The sequence below is a fragment of the Wolbachia endosymbiont of Cardiocondyla obscurior genome (assembly GCF_902713635.1).
In the GTDB taxonomy this organism is placed as follows: domain Bacteria; phylum Pseudomonadota; class Alphaproteobacteria; order Rickettsiales; family Anaplasmataceae; genus Wolbachia; species Wolbachia pipientis.
Map to the genome: position 1 here is coordinate 1 of NZ_CACTIU010000026.1, position 14,844 is coordinate 14,844.

The window sequence follows — 14,844 nt, forward strand, 5'->3', positions numbered from 1 at the left end:
CCATTTCTAATCCTCCAAAATTTTATTTTACCCAAAAAAACTCTTTTCTTTCTCTCCACTTTTTCTGGGTAAGGTCACTACTGCTATTCCACGTCAAGAACAACCATAAGTTCATTAGGGTTCACATAACCTAAAGCATTTTTTGCTTGCTCATCAAGCAGATCTAAATCTAAGCTTTTTTCATATAAGCCAAATACTTTGTTGTCCAACTTTTCCTTTTCAGAAGAGACATCCTTTAGCAAAAGTTTATTGTACTCGATTTCTTTTTTTAAATCGATTAACGTCAATAAGCCACGTTTACCTGTAATTGTGCTAATGCTGAAATATAATGTAAGGGAAGAAATGAGTAAGGCTGCGCTTAAACACAGTAACTTTTGCTTCTTTTTAGATATAAGCACCGTACTTTCACATATAAAAAATATATAACATGAAAAGGTGAACAAAAAGCTAAGAACCTTGACGCGCTTTACACCTTGGCTTTACCTTATTTATAATGTAAATCTTACCACCCCTTTTCACAACTTTACAATTTTTATCTCTGTTACGATGAGATTTTAGCGACCCTTTGACTTTCATATCTATAGTAAGAATTAAATTACTTTACATTATAATCACTTATCAAGAGTTAGTCAATTGATAACATTTTATTAAAATATTGTATAATTGTTGCTGATACTTCTTCGATCGACTTTTGCGTGACATCGATAATTGGCCAGTTATTCTGTTTAAAGAGCTCCTCTGCTTCTTTAATTTCCTTTTCTACTTTCTCAGGGTTAGCATATATATTATTATCTTCGTTGTTAATTGAAGTAAGTCTATTTTTGCGTATTTCTATTAGCCTACTTACGTCTATTGTTACCCCTATCGTTAGTTTATTTTTTAATTTTGCCAAGTCAACATAAAAGGGTACTCCACTAACAAAAGGAATATTTGCAACTTTATAGCCTCGGTAAGCTAAATACGTACTGGTGGGAGATTTTGATGTACGTGAAACTCCAACCAAAATTATATCTGCTTTATCAATATCTTGAATATTTTGTCCATCATCATGATTAATAGTGTAGTTTATTGCCTCAATGCGCTGAAAATATTCGTTATTTATCTCAGTATGCAAGTCAAGCTTTTCGTCTTTTTCAATTTCAAGATAAGACGAAATTTCTCTAATAATATGTGATAATATTGCTCTATAGGGAATTTTCAACTTTATACAGTTATCTTTTAGATATTTTCTTAGCTCATCATCAGTAATAGTGCATATAACAAAATTATGCTCATCACTTTTCCTATTAATTTCCTCCAGAATTTTGTCAATCTGCTCTTCTCCTTTTACAAAAGACCAAACATATTCGATCGTTTCTACAGAACGAAAGTGTTTCAGAGCTGATTTTGCAACTGATATAACAGTTTCACCACTTGAATCTGATACTAAGTGTAGATTAAGCTTTTTAAGGGTCATATACTAAAAATAATAGCTAGCAATCTGCTACTGAAATTATGCTAATTTGTTGACCTACGTAAATATAGAAAAACTATCCTGTTGATAAAACTCAAACTAATTGGTAAATTCTTAACACAATTATTCTCAAAACGAATGTTTTTATTAAAGCCTACAAATTTCTCTTATTTTTCTAAGAAAGCTCTACCTTGGCTTGGGGTTATTTGTTTCGCATGTTTTTTAATTGGAATGTCTTTGGCGTTATTCTTCTCTCCAGAAGATTATAAACAAGGAGAAATTGTACGAATCATGTACATTCATGTGCCTTCTGCATGGCTTGCTCTTGGAATATATGGATTAATTGCATCACTTGGTTTCATTTCATTGGTATGGAACAATAGCATTGCTAGTGTCTTGGCACATGCTGCTGCTCCTGCAGGGACAGTCTTTTCGGCAATATGCTTAATCACAGGCAGCATCTGGGGAAAAGGAACCTGGGGCACTTGGTGGGTATGGGATGCAAGGCTTACTTCAATGCTGATTTTATTTTTCCTATATGTTGGCTACCTTTCATTGTGGAGCGCTTTTGATAATGAAGCGAGGGCAGAAAAATCAGCAGCAGTATTTGCCATCTTTAGTGCTATAAATATTCCTATAGTAAAATTTTCCGTGAATTTATGGTCCACTCTCCATCAGCCAGCAAGCATTTTGAGAAAAGGTGGAATAGCAATAGAAAGTTCCCTGCTGTTGCCACTGGTTGCAATGTTTATGTTTTGTGCCACATTTTTTTTAGTAGTGTGGATACTGTATTCACTTTACTTAATTAATTTATATAAGATAAAGAGAGAAATCAGTATGCGGTATTAGGCCGAGAGATGAAAATAGAACACACCACATCACCAAGTAGCAAAGACATTGAATTCCTACTCAAAAAGATTAATGAAGAAACCGTTGATAAAGGTACGTGTAACCCATTTGCTTTTTTTATTCGCGATGATACTGAACAAATTATTGTAGGTTGTAGCGGTTTTGTTATCTATGGTTCAATTTACACTGACTTGCTTTGGGTGCACTCTGATTATAGAAGAAAAGGTATGGGAAAGCAGCTAATGGAAGAAGTTCATGATTATGGTCGTGAGATGCACTGTAAAATAGCAACCGTTGCAACCATGAATTTTCAAAAAGCGAAAGTATTTTATGAAAAGCTTGGGTATAAGTGTGATCTTGTACGTCCAGGGTATGTTAACATGTATATTTTTGAAGAAAGTGTTGTGAGATGCACTGTAAAATAGCAACCGTTGTAACCATGAACTCTAAAATATTTAAAGAGCCTACTAATATCTTTAAGGTAAATGTTCATGTGATTCCGCAGAATAATTCTGTTTTTTGATTCTATCTGTCCATTTATCATTTTCTATATCTTGTTTGTTGGTTGCTTTTTTTTCTTGCTCAACAATTGCCTTATCTATCTCCTTATGAATTGCATCAATTGCATTAATCGCACCTCCTTTTTTGTATACTTCGCTTTTCCCTTCAATAATTAACTTAATAAAAGTATTTACAACAGACTGCACTTGATTATGATTAACCTGACCTTTTGTCAAAGAAGGTAAAGAGCCTAATTCCATCAATACTTCTGGTGCTGTTTTATCTTGAGTGGAAAGTCCTAAATTATCTGCTACTTTACTTATTAATAACTCTCTGTGTTCTTTATTATCTTCCAATTTAGCATAATCACTCAATAGATCTATAACGGTAGATACTCTGACTTCAACAACATCATCAACATCTTCATCTTCTAGAGCAACTCCTGACCCCAATAACCTCTCTCTGAGATTTTCGCTTAAAAGATTGATAAATTCTTCATTTGCATCTGATCCTGTGGTTGATATTGTACCATCTAAATAGTTACTTTGAGCACCGAAGCCATGCTCTATTTGTATTTTTGTCTCAGGTTTAAATCCTAATTTTGCACAGAATTTCTGAAAATATTCTTTAATAATGTCAAACAAGCTCTTGCCATTATCTTTATAATTTTTTAACTCTTTAGGAATAGTAAGTGACAATTTACCATCTCTGTATGTTACAAAGTCTTCACCATTGTGAGATTCAATTGTAAATTCCAATGAACTAGACAGATTACATATCTTATCGCCATGCATAACTTGATTTTTAACAGAGAGTATTGGTAGCCTCATATCAGATCTAATTCTCACATTATTTTGGTTAGCACAATCAATATTTATTACTTTTTTAGGATTTTCTACTATGAACGACTGTCCAAGTGCAAGTTGGGTTTGTATAAATGGAGCAGCCTCATACCCTGCTTGATTACAATTGGTAACTAGCTCTTCTAAAATAGCATCACTTGGAACTTCTGCCCCAGCGTATCTGAACATTTTTTTGAAAACTTCTTTTGCAAAGGAACGGTAATCCTTGTTTTCATCTTTCTCTGTTGGTAATAGATGGATATACCTTTGGCCAGCATTGTAAAATTCTTCAAATTCTTTCTTATATGAATCGGTTTTTTGATGATTGGCAGTTTTGGAATTTTCACAGTGATTTTTCCATAGCTCACCCAATGCATTACTTACAAGCTCTTTCTCAATATCTTCGAGTACTGAAGCAACAAAAGCTTTGCCATGATCCGTATCTATTTCTCTTGTTCCTTTTTTGTTAAATATTTCGTCATTATATATATCATCACTATTAAAAAGTTCGCTTTTGCGGTGCTTAGCTCCTTCCTTAAATGCAATAATAAGATTTTTATCTATTTCTTTTCCGTTAATAATAAAATTCATCCTTTGAAAATCTAAGAACATTGTTTCACCGGAATTCGCTAATTTATTATCTTGATCTGCTCTTAATTTACTAAAATTGAACTCTTTAGCTGTGGCCTTTAATCTAACTACTGGACTCTTATTATTTTTTCCTTTTGTCTCTTTCATAAATAACACCTTACTGTAAATATGCTGTAAGTTATATCATATAATGATGAATAATTTGGTAATATATTAAGAAAATCGACAGTATATTTCTTTATTTAAGGGGTGTAGGAAAGGCGTAGATTTCTCTTTCCATTTGTAGCGTACTGCATTAATATTTATGTATTAATCTAGAAAATAATGATGAATAACATTGTAATTGTTGGTCTGCAATGGGGTGACGAAGGCAAGGGTAAAATAGTAGATTATCTTTCTGAGAATGCAGATGTAGTTGTGAGATTTCAGGGAGGAAATAATGCAGGGCACACTATAGTAGTAGATGATGAGGTTTATAAATTAAATTTACTGCCCTCTGCTGTTTTGAGGCCAGGCAAAATATCTATCATAGGAAATGGCGTTGCTCTTGATCCACACGCTCTAATCTCAGAAATAGAGTCATTGAAAGTTAAAGGAGTAGACGTAAACTATAACAACTTGATGGTATCCGAGAGCTGTCCATTAATACTGAGCATACATAAGGACAAGGAAAAGCTATTTGAAGATTTAAATGGAAATCACAAAATTGGTACAACAAACAAAGGGATAGGGCCATGTTATGAAGATAAAGTTGGAAGGAGAGCTATACGCCTTTGTGACTTAGAAAACGCAGATGAGCTCAATAAAAGAGTGGATACTCTTTTGAATTACCACAATGCTATCAGGAAAGGCCTTAACTACCAGGTGGTTAAAAAAGAAGAAATATTAAAGGAAATTCAAGAGATTTCAGAAAAAATTCTTTCATATAAAAAACCTGTGTGGAAGATATTAAATGACTTGATGAAAGAAGGTAAGAAAATAATATTTGAAGGTGCCCAAGGCGCATTTTTAGATATCGACCACGGAACTTACCCTTTTGTTACTTCAAGTAATACTGTAGCATCGCAAGCAATAACAGGCTCAGGGTTATCCTCCAATGCTTACATTATTGGTGTGGTAAAAGCTTATACAACAAGAGTGGGCAATGGCCCATTTCCTACTGAGCAGAAAAATGAAGTAGGAGATAGCTTGTTTACTATAGGTAAGGAACTTGGAACAGTGAGCAATAGAAGAAGGCGTTGCGGATGGTTCGATGCAGTTTTAGTGCGCCAGGCCGTACAACTCTCTGGAGTTTCAAGCATTGTATTAACCAAATTAGATGTGCTTAATTCTTTTGATACAATTAAAATATGCACTGGTTACAAGTATAGCGGAAAAATGTATGATTATTTACCCGCATCGCATTCAATACAAGGGGAATTAGAGCCAATATATGAAGAGTTTCCTGGCTGGAAAGAAAACACTCAAGGTAAAAGGTCGATTGAAACATTGCCTATCAATTTAATAAAATATATAGAAGGGTTAGAAAAATTAATAGGTGTACCAATTCATCTAATCTCAACTAGTCCAAAGAGAGAGGATGTTATTAAGCTTAAAGATTTCTGAAAACGTCTTTGTATCTTAGAGCCTGTACGTAATCTCAAAAAAGAGATAAAGTGAGAGGATAAAGTATATAAAGTAGGATATGCGAAGTTTATAACCAAGTGACATAAGTCGAGAAAAGTTTGAGATTATTGTAGCAGATCTGGAATCTTGCAGAAAGAAGACAAAACCAAGAACACTTGATTTACATGATATATTTTGTGGAGTGTTATACGTGTTAAAAAGTGGTTGCCAGTGGAGAATGGTATCAAAAGAGTTCCCAAAATGGCGCAATTGTTACGACTATTTTAAGAAGTGGAGTGAAAAACCAGATGTAAATAAAGAAAGTGTTCTGGAGCTGGTATTAAAAAAAAATAATTGCGACAAAACAATGGTCGGAAAAGCTTCTGCATAATTGATGCACAGAGTATAAAAAATGCAGATACTGCTGAAGCTATGATGCAGGCAAGAAGATTTCAGGGCCGTATTGCAGTAGATACGCAAGCATGCAATTTATACAACAACAGCAGAGATAACTGACCGTAGCAGTGCTGTGAGAATGGTCGAAAATGCAAAAGAAAACCTCTCGGGAGTTAAAAATGTACTGGTTGATGCAGGCTATACTGGAGAGAATTTTGTAACTCAAATAAAAACGATTATTGGTGCAACCGTTGAAGTGATCAAAAGAAATGAATTACGTTCCTTTGTTGTATTGCCCAAAAGATGGGTTGTGGAGCGATCTTTTGCTTGGTTAGAAAAATGTAGAAGATTGTGGAAAAATTGTGAGCGAAAACTCAATACTAGCCTACAAATGGTAGTTCTGGCTTTCACTGCCTTACTTCTGAAAAAATTATGAACAGGCTCTTACTAACTCTTATCTAATAAAAAAAATACTTGTGTAACTTCGAATAGTCTATTATGCAAGACAGCAGTATAAACATGTAGTAAGAAATGTATAATGAAAAATAAAAGCTCAAGTTTAACACTTGCAGTTATTTTTACACAATTAAGTAATCATAAAAGTTAGTGTAGGGCGAGGTTATACAGTTTGATTTCTTTTAATATATGTTAATTGGTATAATATAAATATAGTTAAGGAGGTGTATTATGATTGGAAGTTTGGCTAAAGAAGAAAAAACAGCAGAGGCAGGAAAAACAGGTGATCAACTTGAAAAGTGTATTGGACCAACTTCACTGAATGGGGAGGTTTATTACTCTACGCTTATCTACTATACATTAAAAGAGTTATATTCACAATTAGGTGATATCTCTTATGCTAATAAAACAAGATCAGAAAAAGAAATAATCAATTTTTATGTTCTACCTCAATTTGCACGCTTTAAAGAAATTATTGATGAAGATATAAAAAAAGATCCTTCGTTTGCAAATTCTGCTATTGTAAAGTTTTGCTCCTCAATTATAAAAAATAACAAATTACTTAAAGAATTAGAAGAAGTTAGTATTCCTGCCAAAAACTCTAGTGTAAAGGCAAGGGTAAGCTTTCAACTGAAAAATCTGAAAGAAAAGGTGTGGTTCTTAGGAAAACTAAAGGAAAAAAAGAATTTCACTTACGTGCAGAGGGCTTTTGGGGATAAGTGGAGTTTTTATGACCTAATAAATGATGGAGATTTTAAAAAAACGTACATAGATAAAGCAGTAACAGAGTCTGCTAATAAGAGCTTTAAGGAAGATATAGATAAATGCATAAAGTGGGCAGAGCAGGGAAAAGAAGCTGCAAGTAAATATCTTGGAGAGAAAGGCGTAGAGTTTCGAGCTTATTACACAGAAACTGATAACACTCATAGAGTTTTGAATATCAATCTTATTAATTACAATAGAAGTGAGCAAACCAGGATTAGTGACATTTTACAGCAAGAGAAAGATATTAAAGAGCTGAATATCTATTGCAATAAAAAACATGAAATACACGCTCATCGGAAAGGTAAGGAAAGATATTATGAATTTAAAGAGGGCGCATATTATGAAATGAAAAGCACTTGGCCTGTAAAGGATGGATCCGAAATGTGTACCATGATTATGAATGTGAGTAGCGATGGCATAACTGAAGTACTAAAATTTAATGATGAAGATTTTGTGCTATCGGATGAGATCTTAGAATTAATAAAGCAAAACGATGAATTATATATTCAAGGTCTCTCCTTATATGATGCTGTACTAGAAAAAGGTAAGGCTGCTGATGTTGTACCTACTGCTAATAATAATTTTCAAAATGAGTCTATAGCGGCCTATCGCGAGGAACCAGAGGGGGAATTAGACCCTAAAGTTGATGCTGACAATAGCCTTCCTCCTTCTATTAATAGCAATGCATCAACTCAAACGGAAGTCAATTTACAACACACTGAAACTCAAACAGAAGTTGCTTCACAACAAATCGAAACTAAAACGGAAGTCAATTTACAGCACACTGGAACTCAGACAGAATTTGCTTCACAACAAATGGATGAATTGATTTTAAATAATCAGATGCTGTCCGAAAAAAACGTTGAATTGAAGCAAGAAATGTCAAATTTGAAAAAAGAAGCTGTTGAATTGAAGCAAGAAATAGAAGCAGGGTTGCAAGTGATAAATAAAAAGCACCATGAATTAATACAAGAAAATCAGCGACTACAGGAGAAACTAGAAACAACCCAAGCAGAAGCTAATCAAACAATTGTAAAGTTAGAGAAGCAGAATAGCAATTTACAAGACAGGTTTGAAAAAGAGGAGCAAAAAAACACGGAATTGCAAACTGAACTGGCACAAAAAAATGAAGAATTAGCAGGTGTGTTAAAAGAGCTACAAGGGAAAGCACAAGAACTTAAAGGTGTATATGAAGAAAAAAGAAAGCTAAAGGAAGAGCTGAAAATTGTTAATGCAGGAAAGAAGAATTTGGAAAAAGAGCTAAATCAAGCACGAGAAGATGCGGAACAGATAATGGTTGAACGACGCCAGCAGAAAGAGCGCTTGAAAGATCAGCTAAGAGAATTAGATCAGGAATATAAGGTACAAGTAGAAATTGAGCAAAAGATTAAAGAATCAGATAGGCAGGATAGCGATTTACAAGATACACTTGGAGAAGAGAGACTAAAACTCAACATTGAAGAACTAGAAAACGAGTACGAGGAATTTCCAGGAGATAAGGTGCTTACACTTGAACTCACTAAAGATGAAGATAAAGTCGAAGAGTTAAGAAACGAGCTAGAGCGTGAGAAAGAAAAGTGTAAACAATTATTAGAAGAAGAAAATGAATGGGGTGATGAATTGGTAGGAATGCTTGATGGACTGGAAGAAAAAATTCGTGCTGATGAACAAAGGAGCTCCAACAATCAATTAACGGGAGAAATTTCTAATGAGTCTGGTAATGCTCCACGACAGAAGAAAAGGTTATCCAAATCTTCAAGCGTTGATAATGAGTCTTATGTTCCACTGAGAGAGAAGACAACATTACTCAGATCTTTAAGCGTTGATAGTGGACTTGATAGCGATGAAGAAAATTGTGATAATGATTTATCTTTCAACATAAGTCCTATAAGTTCTATTGAGAAGGTGGCAGAGAGTAGAAACGTAGGTAGGGTATCATTGTGAAGATGGTTGGGGTTAAGTTGCAACTTAAGTGGGGCGCAAAAGGTCTTTTGTGTTGATAATAATTTAAAATCTATAGTAGACTAAAAAAGATTATTAAATTATAATATAACATATGATAAAAGACGAGAAATCGAAAACAATTTTTGAAGTGGAAGGGGCAGTAACTGCTTTACTACCTGCAGCAGAATTTAGAGTGAAACTGGACAATGAACATGAGATTATCTGTCATGTATCAGGGAAAGTGAGAAGAAGTAAAATACGCATCATTATAGGGGATAGGGTGTTAGTTGAGATGAGCATTTACGATAGGAATGCGAGAAAGGGTAGGATCATTAGAAGGCTTAAAGGTACAAGTGACAGAACGATCTCTAAATAATCTTATTCTTGCTTCATCATCGAAAAGGCGTATAGCTTTACTAAAACAAATAAACATTGAGCCAGGTTTAATTTTGCCAGCAGATATAGATGAAGCCCCTTTAAAAAAGGAACTTCCGAAGGATTACTCAATCCGTATGGCAAAAAGTAAAGCGGAGAAAATACAAAGTTTAAATCCAAATTATTTTGTGCTTGGTGTTGATACAGTTGTTGCTTGTGGTAGAAGGATATTGCTCAAAGCTGAAAACGTTGAGCAAGCAGAAAAATGTATCCGCTTGTTATCAGGAAGAAGGCATAGAGTATACACCAGTGTATGTCTATTAACTCCCGATCAATCTAAACAACATATCAGGACTGTGGTTACAATAGTGAAATTTAAACGTCTCAGTGAACAAGAAATTAAGTATTATTTAGCATCAGAAGAGTGGAAAAATAGGGCGGGGGGATGCAATATACAAGGCCTAGCTGGAGTGTTCGTATTGTTCTTACGCGGCTCCTACTCTTCCGTTATAGGGTTACCATTACATGAAACCTATTGTTTGCTAAGCAATTATTTTAACTTCAATTTATATTGAAATACCTTTATTAGTATCTTTTTTTTGTTGTGACTCAGCAACCTGTTTAGCCCAATCTAGTGGTCTTTTATTTCTGTTAGCTAATGCAATTCTATTGCGATCATAACCATCAGTGTGTTCTGTTAAAGTATCTCCTCTTTCTTCTTCTATTACTCCAGCTTTCAGTTGTGCTTCATCTTTCTCTAGTAATTTATATAGTTCGCTATTTTTATCTACAGTTGGATTAGTGTCATTATTTTCTCGTTCTGCCACTGTTTTTTCTAACCACTTACGTATAGGGTCATATTGTTTACCTTCTCCTATCTTTTCTAAAATGTTTTCTGAGAATGAATCTTTAGGAATATTTTCTTTAGTAGCCTGTTGTGCCGGTTCTCTTAACCCTTTATCCGGGTTTCCCAATGCTCCTTTTAACTCACTCGTATCTCCGATTTCTTTTGGTTCAATGTTTTCTAAGCTCTTCTTTAACTGTTCAGGATTTACTTGAGATTGTTCATTATTGTCATGAGTTGGAGATGAATAGCCCGAATCGTTTGCTTTTATGTCTGTTGAGCTGTCTTTTAGCAACCCAACTTCTCTCAAGCGTTTTTTAGTTTCTTCGCTAATCTGACTCTGATCAGCTGGTTTTAACCCGAGATTTTCTTGACCTAATGTATTTTTAAGTTCTTCAAATAGAGTTAGATTACTTTGTCTAATATGTTCTTCTAATTTCCTTCCTACCTGTTTTAAATCTGTTTGAGATTTACTATCACTATTAGTTGGAGATATATAGCCTGAATCACTTATACTATTTGGTGTTGAAGCAGAGACACTAATAGTTGGACCTTCCACTATTTTTACATCTGCTAAATCGTCTTTTTGCAATCCATCTTCTTTATCTTGTGACAGTTTATCAGTAGGATCAACTTGCCTTAATCCTCTATTATCCTGCTGTGATCTATCTCTGATTTCTTTAAGAAGATTTTCAGGTGGAGTTTGATCACTTTGTTCAATGTTCTCTAAGCTCTTCTTTAACTGTTCAGGATTTACTTGAGATTGTTCATTATTGTCATGAGTTGGAGATGAATAGCCCGAGTCACTTTTATTATTGAGTGCTGTAGCAGAGAGCGGCTGTTCACTTTCTTTCCACTTAGCATCACTAGCATCTTGGTTATCACTGTTATCTGGAGAAGATGAATAAGGAATTATGTCCTTTAATGTCTCTAACGGTGATGGGTTATTTTTTCTACTTCCTGCAATTGATGCTTTTCTATCATCAACATCAATGTGCCGTAAGTTGTTTTTCTTGAAATTTCTGATGTCTTGTAACAGATCGCCTTTGCTATTTCCTTCTTGTTGCTGGGTTTTAGGTTGTTGCTGATCATTAGGTGTTTGCTCACTTCTATCTGGTTTTTGGCTTCCAGGTACAGCATGTCCAAATGTAGGATTGTCATACCGTTCATCTTCTTGCCTATTATCTTGATTGTGGCTTACAGACTTGGTGAAAGTAGAACTATCTGAAGAATCAGAAGTTGCACCTTTTTGCTGATTATTAGGTGTTTGCTCATTTTCGCGCAAGTCATCTGGTTTTTGGCTTCCAGATTTGGCTCCCCCTTGCTCATCGAAAACACCTTTTTTAGGTGGTAGTGAACTAGTTCTAGGTGGAAGTGGCGGAGGAGTTTTTTTGTTCTGAGGATTCTCCTCAAAAAGCGATTGTAGGTTATAAACTTGACCTCCCGAATTTGCTTCTCGTGCTGCTTGTCTAAGCTCACGCTTTTCTTTAGCCTCCTGAGAATTAATTTTATCGTCAAAATCTTTTCCAATTCCGCTATCGTAAGACTGCCTTCTGCTGTTAGATTGTGGTCCAAAATGTGAATGGTGATCTTCTTTTTTTCGAGTTATATCAGTAGCTTGAACACTAACATCTCTATTAACATCAATTCTTGTCGTAGTTTCAGATGATAGCTCGTTACTGTCTTTACTATGTTGCATCTCATTCACTTTTCCTTGTCCTTTCTCCCTGAATTGTATTTCATGCAAGAATAAACCACCTATTTTTACATCTCTGTTTACTTCTAACCGTTCTAGAGAAAAATCATCACCTTTAACAAGGTCTACACCGTTAGCATCAATCTTAATTTTGATCTTACATTCCTTCCCCTCCGCATACCACTTTAAAGTCATTTCATATGAACCATCAGTTACGACATAATGTCTTATTTTTTTCCCTTCTTCCTCGGCAACAAAACCATGCATTCCGCTCTTTCCATCACTATGCAATGTTGAAAATCCCGAGATTTCATTCTTCTCACAAAAATCACTATTTAAAAATTCGCTGATTTTAAACTCTTTTTTGTCATCTCCCAGCGTAATACTTGCGTGATTACCGTATATTGAAACTCCTGCAACATCATCAACATACTCTTTCAACCTTTCTTTAACTTCACTTTCAAGCTCTTGTCCAGCTTTCTTTGTCTTGTCGCATTTCTGAAGAATAACTCCATATGCTTTATCTTTGTTTTCTTCTTCGTCCCAATTCCAGTTGGCGTGTTTTGTTAAAAACTTTACTGTGTTAAAATCAACTCTAGCATTATAAATTGGGTCGTCTTCCTTTTTTATTTTATCAAATAAAGGAAAAATTTCTTGAATGCGCTCATTATAAATGTGTTCTTGTTGTGTATCGTTAGTGCCCATATATCCCTCACTAATAACCCTCTGCCTTTAGTTCTAGCTAATACTAGCTAATATAATTATCACAAGCATTGGTTGAATTTTTATTAAGGAGGTTGTGTTGTTACTCAGATGGCAACTTTTAATTGGCGCCTAATTTCAAATATCTGTCACTCATAGTAAACACTTCTGGATCTTGAGAAGTTAGTTTGAGTATGGCGAGTATGTTGATAAACAACAAAGCGGCGATCGAAATATCAGCAACATCCCATAGCAATTGAACTTTACCTATCGCACCAAGCGGAATAATCAAGGTAAAAATTACAACCCAGATTTTAGTGTATTTATTATCCATAGACACATAGCGTATTGTCTGTTTTGAGCAAAAAAACCAAGTAAAAATAGTAGTAAAGGCAAAACAAAACATTATGGCCATAATTAAATAGTCAATATAGGGCCAATTCATAGCTTTTCTAAAAGCAAATATGCACATGTTAGTACTCTCTAAATCAGTGACCCAAGAATCTGTGACAAGCAGTACCATTGTTGTAATAAACACTATGAATGCAACTATAAAAGGCGATATTATTGTGATTAGGCTCTGTTCAATAATAAATTTATTATTATTTTTCTTAGGAACAATTGAAGAATGTACGATTCCTTCGAGGCCAAGCCCTATATCTGTTGCAAAAATACCTCGCAAAGTTCCAACTTGAATAATAGTCAACATTTCTAAAATCAAACCTAGAGATAAACCAGAGTTAAAGCTACTAGTTGTAAAAAAACTGCTTGTTATTAGTTTTAGAGAAGGAAGAATATTTTCACTAAATTTAAATAATATGATACCGCAAAGTGTGAGGTAACTTACCGTCATTATCGGTATCATAGCCGATATAAAAATTTTAATTTTTTTTAAGCTGAGAGCTGCAACAACAAAAAATATTATGGCCATTACAATGCCACCAATGACTACAGGCACATCTATCATGTTAAGTGGTATTGATAGAGAATTTACCTGAACAAGGTTACCAACTGTTATTGAAACCATTATCATAACAACTAGAAACACAATTGTAGCTTTTCTAGAGTTAAATGCATCAGCCATGTAGGCTACAGGGCCACCTATAAACCGTCCGTTCTTTTCCTTTCTGGTTTTTATACTTAGATAACAAGTGACATATTTTATCACAGAAGTGATAACAATAATTATCGCCATCCACAAAATAGAGCCCGGTCCTCCGGTTTTTAGAGCAACAGCAGTTCCTGAAATATTTCCTACTCCTAAATTTCCCCCTAAAATTGTAAACAGAGCGGCTATAGAAGAAAATTTATTTTCTCCTTTTTTAGCTCCAAGGAGTGAAAGGGCGTATGGTAATCTAAATACCTGTAGCCATTTTAGTTTAATCGATAGGTAAACACCAGCAACTAGCATGAGTAATATTGTTGGCAGTAATAAAACAAACTTTACTGTATCCATCTGTAAAAGTGAGATTTTTATTTGAGTATACAACAAAAATTGAAAATACCTAACCTATTTTCTATGTATGACTTCGTTTCCGTCATTCTAGAAACCTTTTCTTGTCATCCAAGTAGCGTGACACATAACTGTACGAACATTGTAATATGGTACAATGTTAAGACGATGTCATTCCAGTGCTTGACACTGGAATCCAGCTTTTAATGCAACCCCTCACCAAAAATATTGTGTTTTAACATAAGGTTAGCTACTTTTATACTCACCAACTTAGTGTCCAATCTGGATCCCAGTGGGCTTTGTTGCATCGCTACTTATGAAAGGCTAACTATAGTTAGGATTATAAGCAACCTATTGAAAATCTTGTTTTTT

Annotated in this window: 13 protein-coding genes and 1 pseudogene; 8 read left to right on the forward strand and 6 right to left on the reverse strand. The window is 34.5% G+C overall.

The window, feature by feature from the left end; genetic code table 11:
• Positions 1-83: 83 nt before the first annotated feature.
• From WOCAOBSORBRA_RS02790 to WOCAOBSORBRA_RS02800, 3 genes are read right to left on the reverse strand one after another with little or no spacing between them, the layout of a single operon-like run.
• The gene (locus WOCAOBSORBRA_RS02790) at positions 84-398 is read right to left on the reverse strand and encodes an FtsB family cell division protein (RefSeq protein WP_010962526.1); all 315 of its coding nucleotides are present in this window, start codon (positions 396-398) and stop codon (positions 84-86) included.
• A gap of 49 nt (positions 399-447) precedes the next feature.
• Positions 448-576, reverse strand: a complete 129-nt coding sequence (gene ykgO, locus WOCAOBSORBRA_RS02795; RefSeq protein ID WP_006279631.1) for a type B 50S ribosomal protein L36 — start codon at positions 574-576, stop codon at positions 448-450.
• Between the two features lie 49 nt (positions 577-625).
• The gene (locus tag WOCAOBSORBRA_RS02800; protein WP_006280267.1) at positions 626-1,456 is read right to left on the reverse strand and encodes a pyruvate, water dikinase regulatory protein; all 831 of its coding nucleotides are present in this window, start codon (positions 1,454-1,456) and stop codon (positions 626-628) included.
• A gap of 135 nt (positions 1,457-1,591) precedes the next feature.
• On the opposite strand from WOCAOBSORBRA_RS02800, the gene ccmC reads away from it, so the two are divergent.
• Entirely contained in the window at positions 1,592-2,302 is a 711-nt protein-coding gene (gene ccmC, locus WOCAOBSORBRA_RS02805) for a heme ABC transporter permease CcmC (RefSeq protein ID WP_010962525.1), read from the forward strand.
• Between the two features lie 8 nt (positions 2,303-2,310).
• Positions 2,311-2,727, forward strand: coding sequence for a GNAT family N-acetyltransferase (locus WOCAOBSORBRA_RS02810; protein WP_083250453.1), 417 nt, complete (start codon positions 2,311-2,313; stop codon positions 2,725-2,727).
• A gap of 51 nt (positions 2,728-2,778) precedes the next feature.
• On the opposite strand, the gene WOCAOBSORBRA_RS02815 is transcribed toward WOCAOBSORBRA_RS02810, so the two are convergent.
• Positions 2,779-4,383 carry a hypothetical protein gene (locus tag WOCAOBSORBRA_RS02815; RefSeq protein ID WP_174515883.1) on the reverse strand — a complete coding sequence of 535 codons (1,605 nt, stop codon included), beginning with the start codon at positions 4,381-4,383 and terminating at the stop codon, positions 2,779-2,781.
• A gap of 180 nt (positions 4,384-4,563) precedes the next feature.
• Between WOCAOBSORBRA_RS02815 and WOCAOBSORBRA_RS02820 the strand changes: the two genes are divergently transcribed.
• The 5 genes and pseudogenes from WOCAOBSORBRA_RS02820 (at position 4,564) to WOCAOBSORBRA_RS02840 (ending at position 10,352) form a co-directional block, all read left to right on the forward strand.
• Positions 4,564-5,841, forward strand: a complete 1,278-nt coding sequence (locus tag WOCAOBSORBRA_RS02820) for an adenylosuccinate synthase (protein ID WP_070357042.1) — start codon at positions 4,564-4,566, stop codon at positions 5,839-5,841.
• A 103-nt stretch (positions 5,842-5,944) separates the two neighbouring features.
• Positions 5,945-6,673, forward strand: a pseudogene (locus WOCAOBSORBRA_RS02825) (IS5 family transposase).
• Positions 6,674-6,924: 251 nt separating this feature from the next.
• The gene (locus tag WOCAOBSORBRA_RS02830; RefSeq protein ID WP_174515884.1) at positions 6,925-9,402 is read left to right on the forward strand and encodes a coiled-coil domain-containing protein; all 2,478 of its coding nucleotides are present in this window, start codon (positions 6,925-6,927) and stop codon (positions 9,400-9,402) included.
• A gap of 112 nt (positions 9,403-9,514) precedes the next feature.
• Positions 9,515-9,778: a translation initiation factor IF-1 gene (gene infA / locus WOCAOBSORBRA_RS02835; protein WP_007550159.1), complete on the forward strand. Its 264-nt coding sequence runs from the start codon at positions 9,515-9,517 to the stop codon at positions 9,776-9,778.
• Positions 9,756-10,352 carry a Maf family nucleotide pyrophosphatase gene (locus tag WOCAOBSORBRA_RS02840; RefSeq protein ID WP_010082554.1) on the forward strand — a complete coding sequence of 199 codons (597 nt, stop codon included), beginning with the start codon at positions 9,756-9,758 and terminating at the stop codon, positions 10,350-10,352. The genes infA and WOCAOBSORBRA_RS02840 overlap by 23 nt, the downstream gene beginning before the upstream one ends.
• Here WOCAOBSORBRA_RS02840 and WOCAOBSORBRA_RS02845 read toward each other — a convergent pair.
• Positions 10,344-13,022, reverse strand: a complete 2,679-nt coding sequence (locus tag WOCAOBSORBRA_RS02845; RefSeq protein WP_174515885.1) for a hypothetical protein — start codon at positions 13,020-13,022, stop codon at positions 10,344-10,346. The two genes, WOCAOBSORBRA_RS02840 and WOCAOBSORBRA_RS02845, sit on opposite strands and share 9 nt — an antisense overlap.
• Positions 13,023-13,140: 118 nt before the next feature.
• Complete coding sequence (locus tag WOCAOBSORBRA_RS02850) at positions 13,141-14,475, reverse strand: alanine:cation symporter family protein (protein WP_155968368.1); 1,335 nt, start codon at positions 14,473-14,475, stop codon at positions 13,141-13,143.
• 21 nt (positions 14,476-14,496) lie between these two features.
• Between WOCAOBSORBRA_RS02850 and WOCAOBSORBRA_RS02855 the strand changes: the two genes are divergently transcribed.
• The gene (locus WOCAOBSORBRA_RS02855) at positions 14,497-14,679 is read left to right on the forward strand and encodes a hypothetical protein (protein WP_174515886.1); all 183 of its coding nucleotides are present in this window, start codon (positions 14,497-14,499) and stop codon (positions 14,677-14,679) included.
• The last annotated feature ends 165 nt before the right edge of the window (positions 14,680-14,844 follow it).

Coding starts and splice junctions, on each gene's coding strand:
- ykgO (WP_006279631.1), bottom strand. CDS start 576: ATGAAAGTCAAAGGGTCGCTAAAATCTCATCGTAACAGAGATAAAAAT.
- WOCAOBSORBRA_RS02800 (WP_006280267.1), bottom strand. CDS start 1,456: ATGACCCTTAAAAAGCTTAATCTACACTTAGTATCAGATTCAAGTGGT.
- ccmC (WP_010962525.1), top strand. CDS start 1,592: ATGTTTTTATTAAAGCCTACAAATTTCTCTTATTTTTCTAAGAAAGCT.
- WOCAOBSORBRA_RS02810 (WP_083250453.1), top strand. CDS start 2,311: ATGAAAATAGAACACACCACATCACCAAGTAGCAAAGACATTGAATTC.
- WOCAOBSORBRA_RS02815 (WP_174515883.1), bottom strand. CDS start 4,383: ATGAAAGAGACAAAAGGAAAAAATAATAAGAGTCCAGTAGTTAGATTA.
- WOCAOBSORBRA_RS02820 (WP_070357042.1), top strand. CDS start 4,564: ATGAATAACATTGTAATTGTTGGTCTGCAATGGGGTGACGAAGGCAAG.
- WOCAOBSORBRA_RS02830 (WP_174515884.1), top strand. CDS start 6,925: ATGATTGGAAGTTTGGCTAAAGAAGAAAAAACAGCAGAGGCAGGAAAA.
- infA (WP_007550159.1), top strand. CDS start 9,515: ATGATAAAAGACGAGAAATCGAAAACAATTTTTGAAGTGGAAGGGGCA.
- WOCAOBSORBRA_RS02845 (WP_174515885.1), bottom strand. CDS start 13,022: ATGGGCACTAACGATACACAACAAGAACACATTTATAATGAGCGCATT.
- WOCAOBSORBRA_RS02850 (WP_155968368.1), bottom strand. CDS start 14,475: ATGGATACAGTAAAGTTTGTTTTATTACTGCCAACAATATTACTCATG.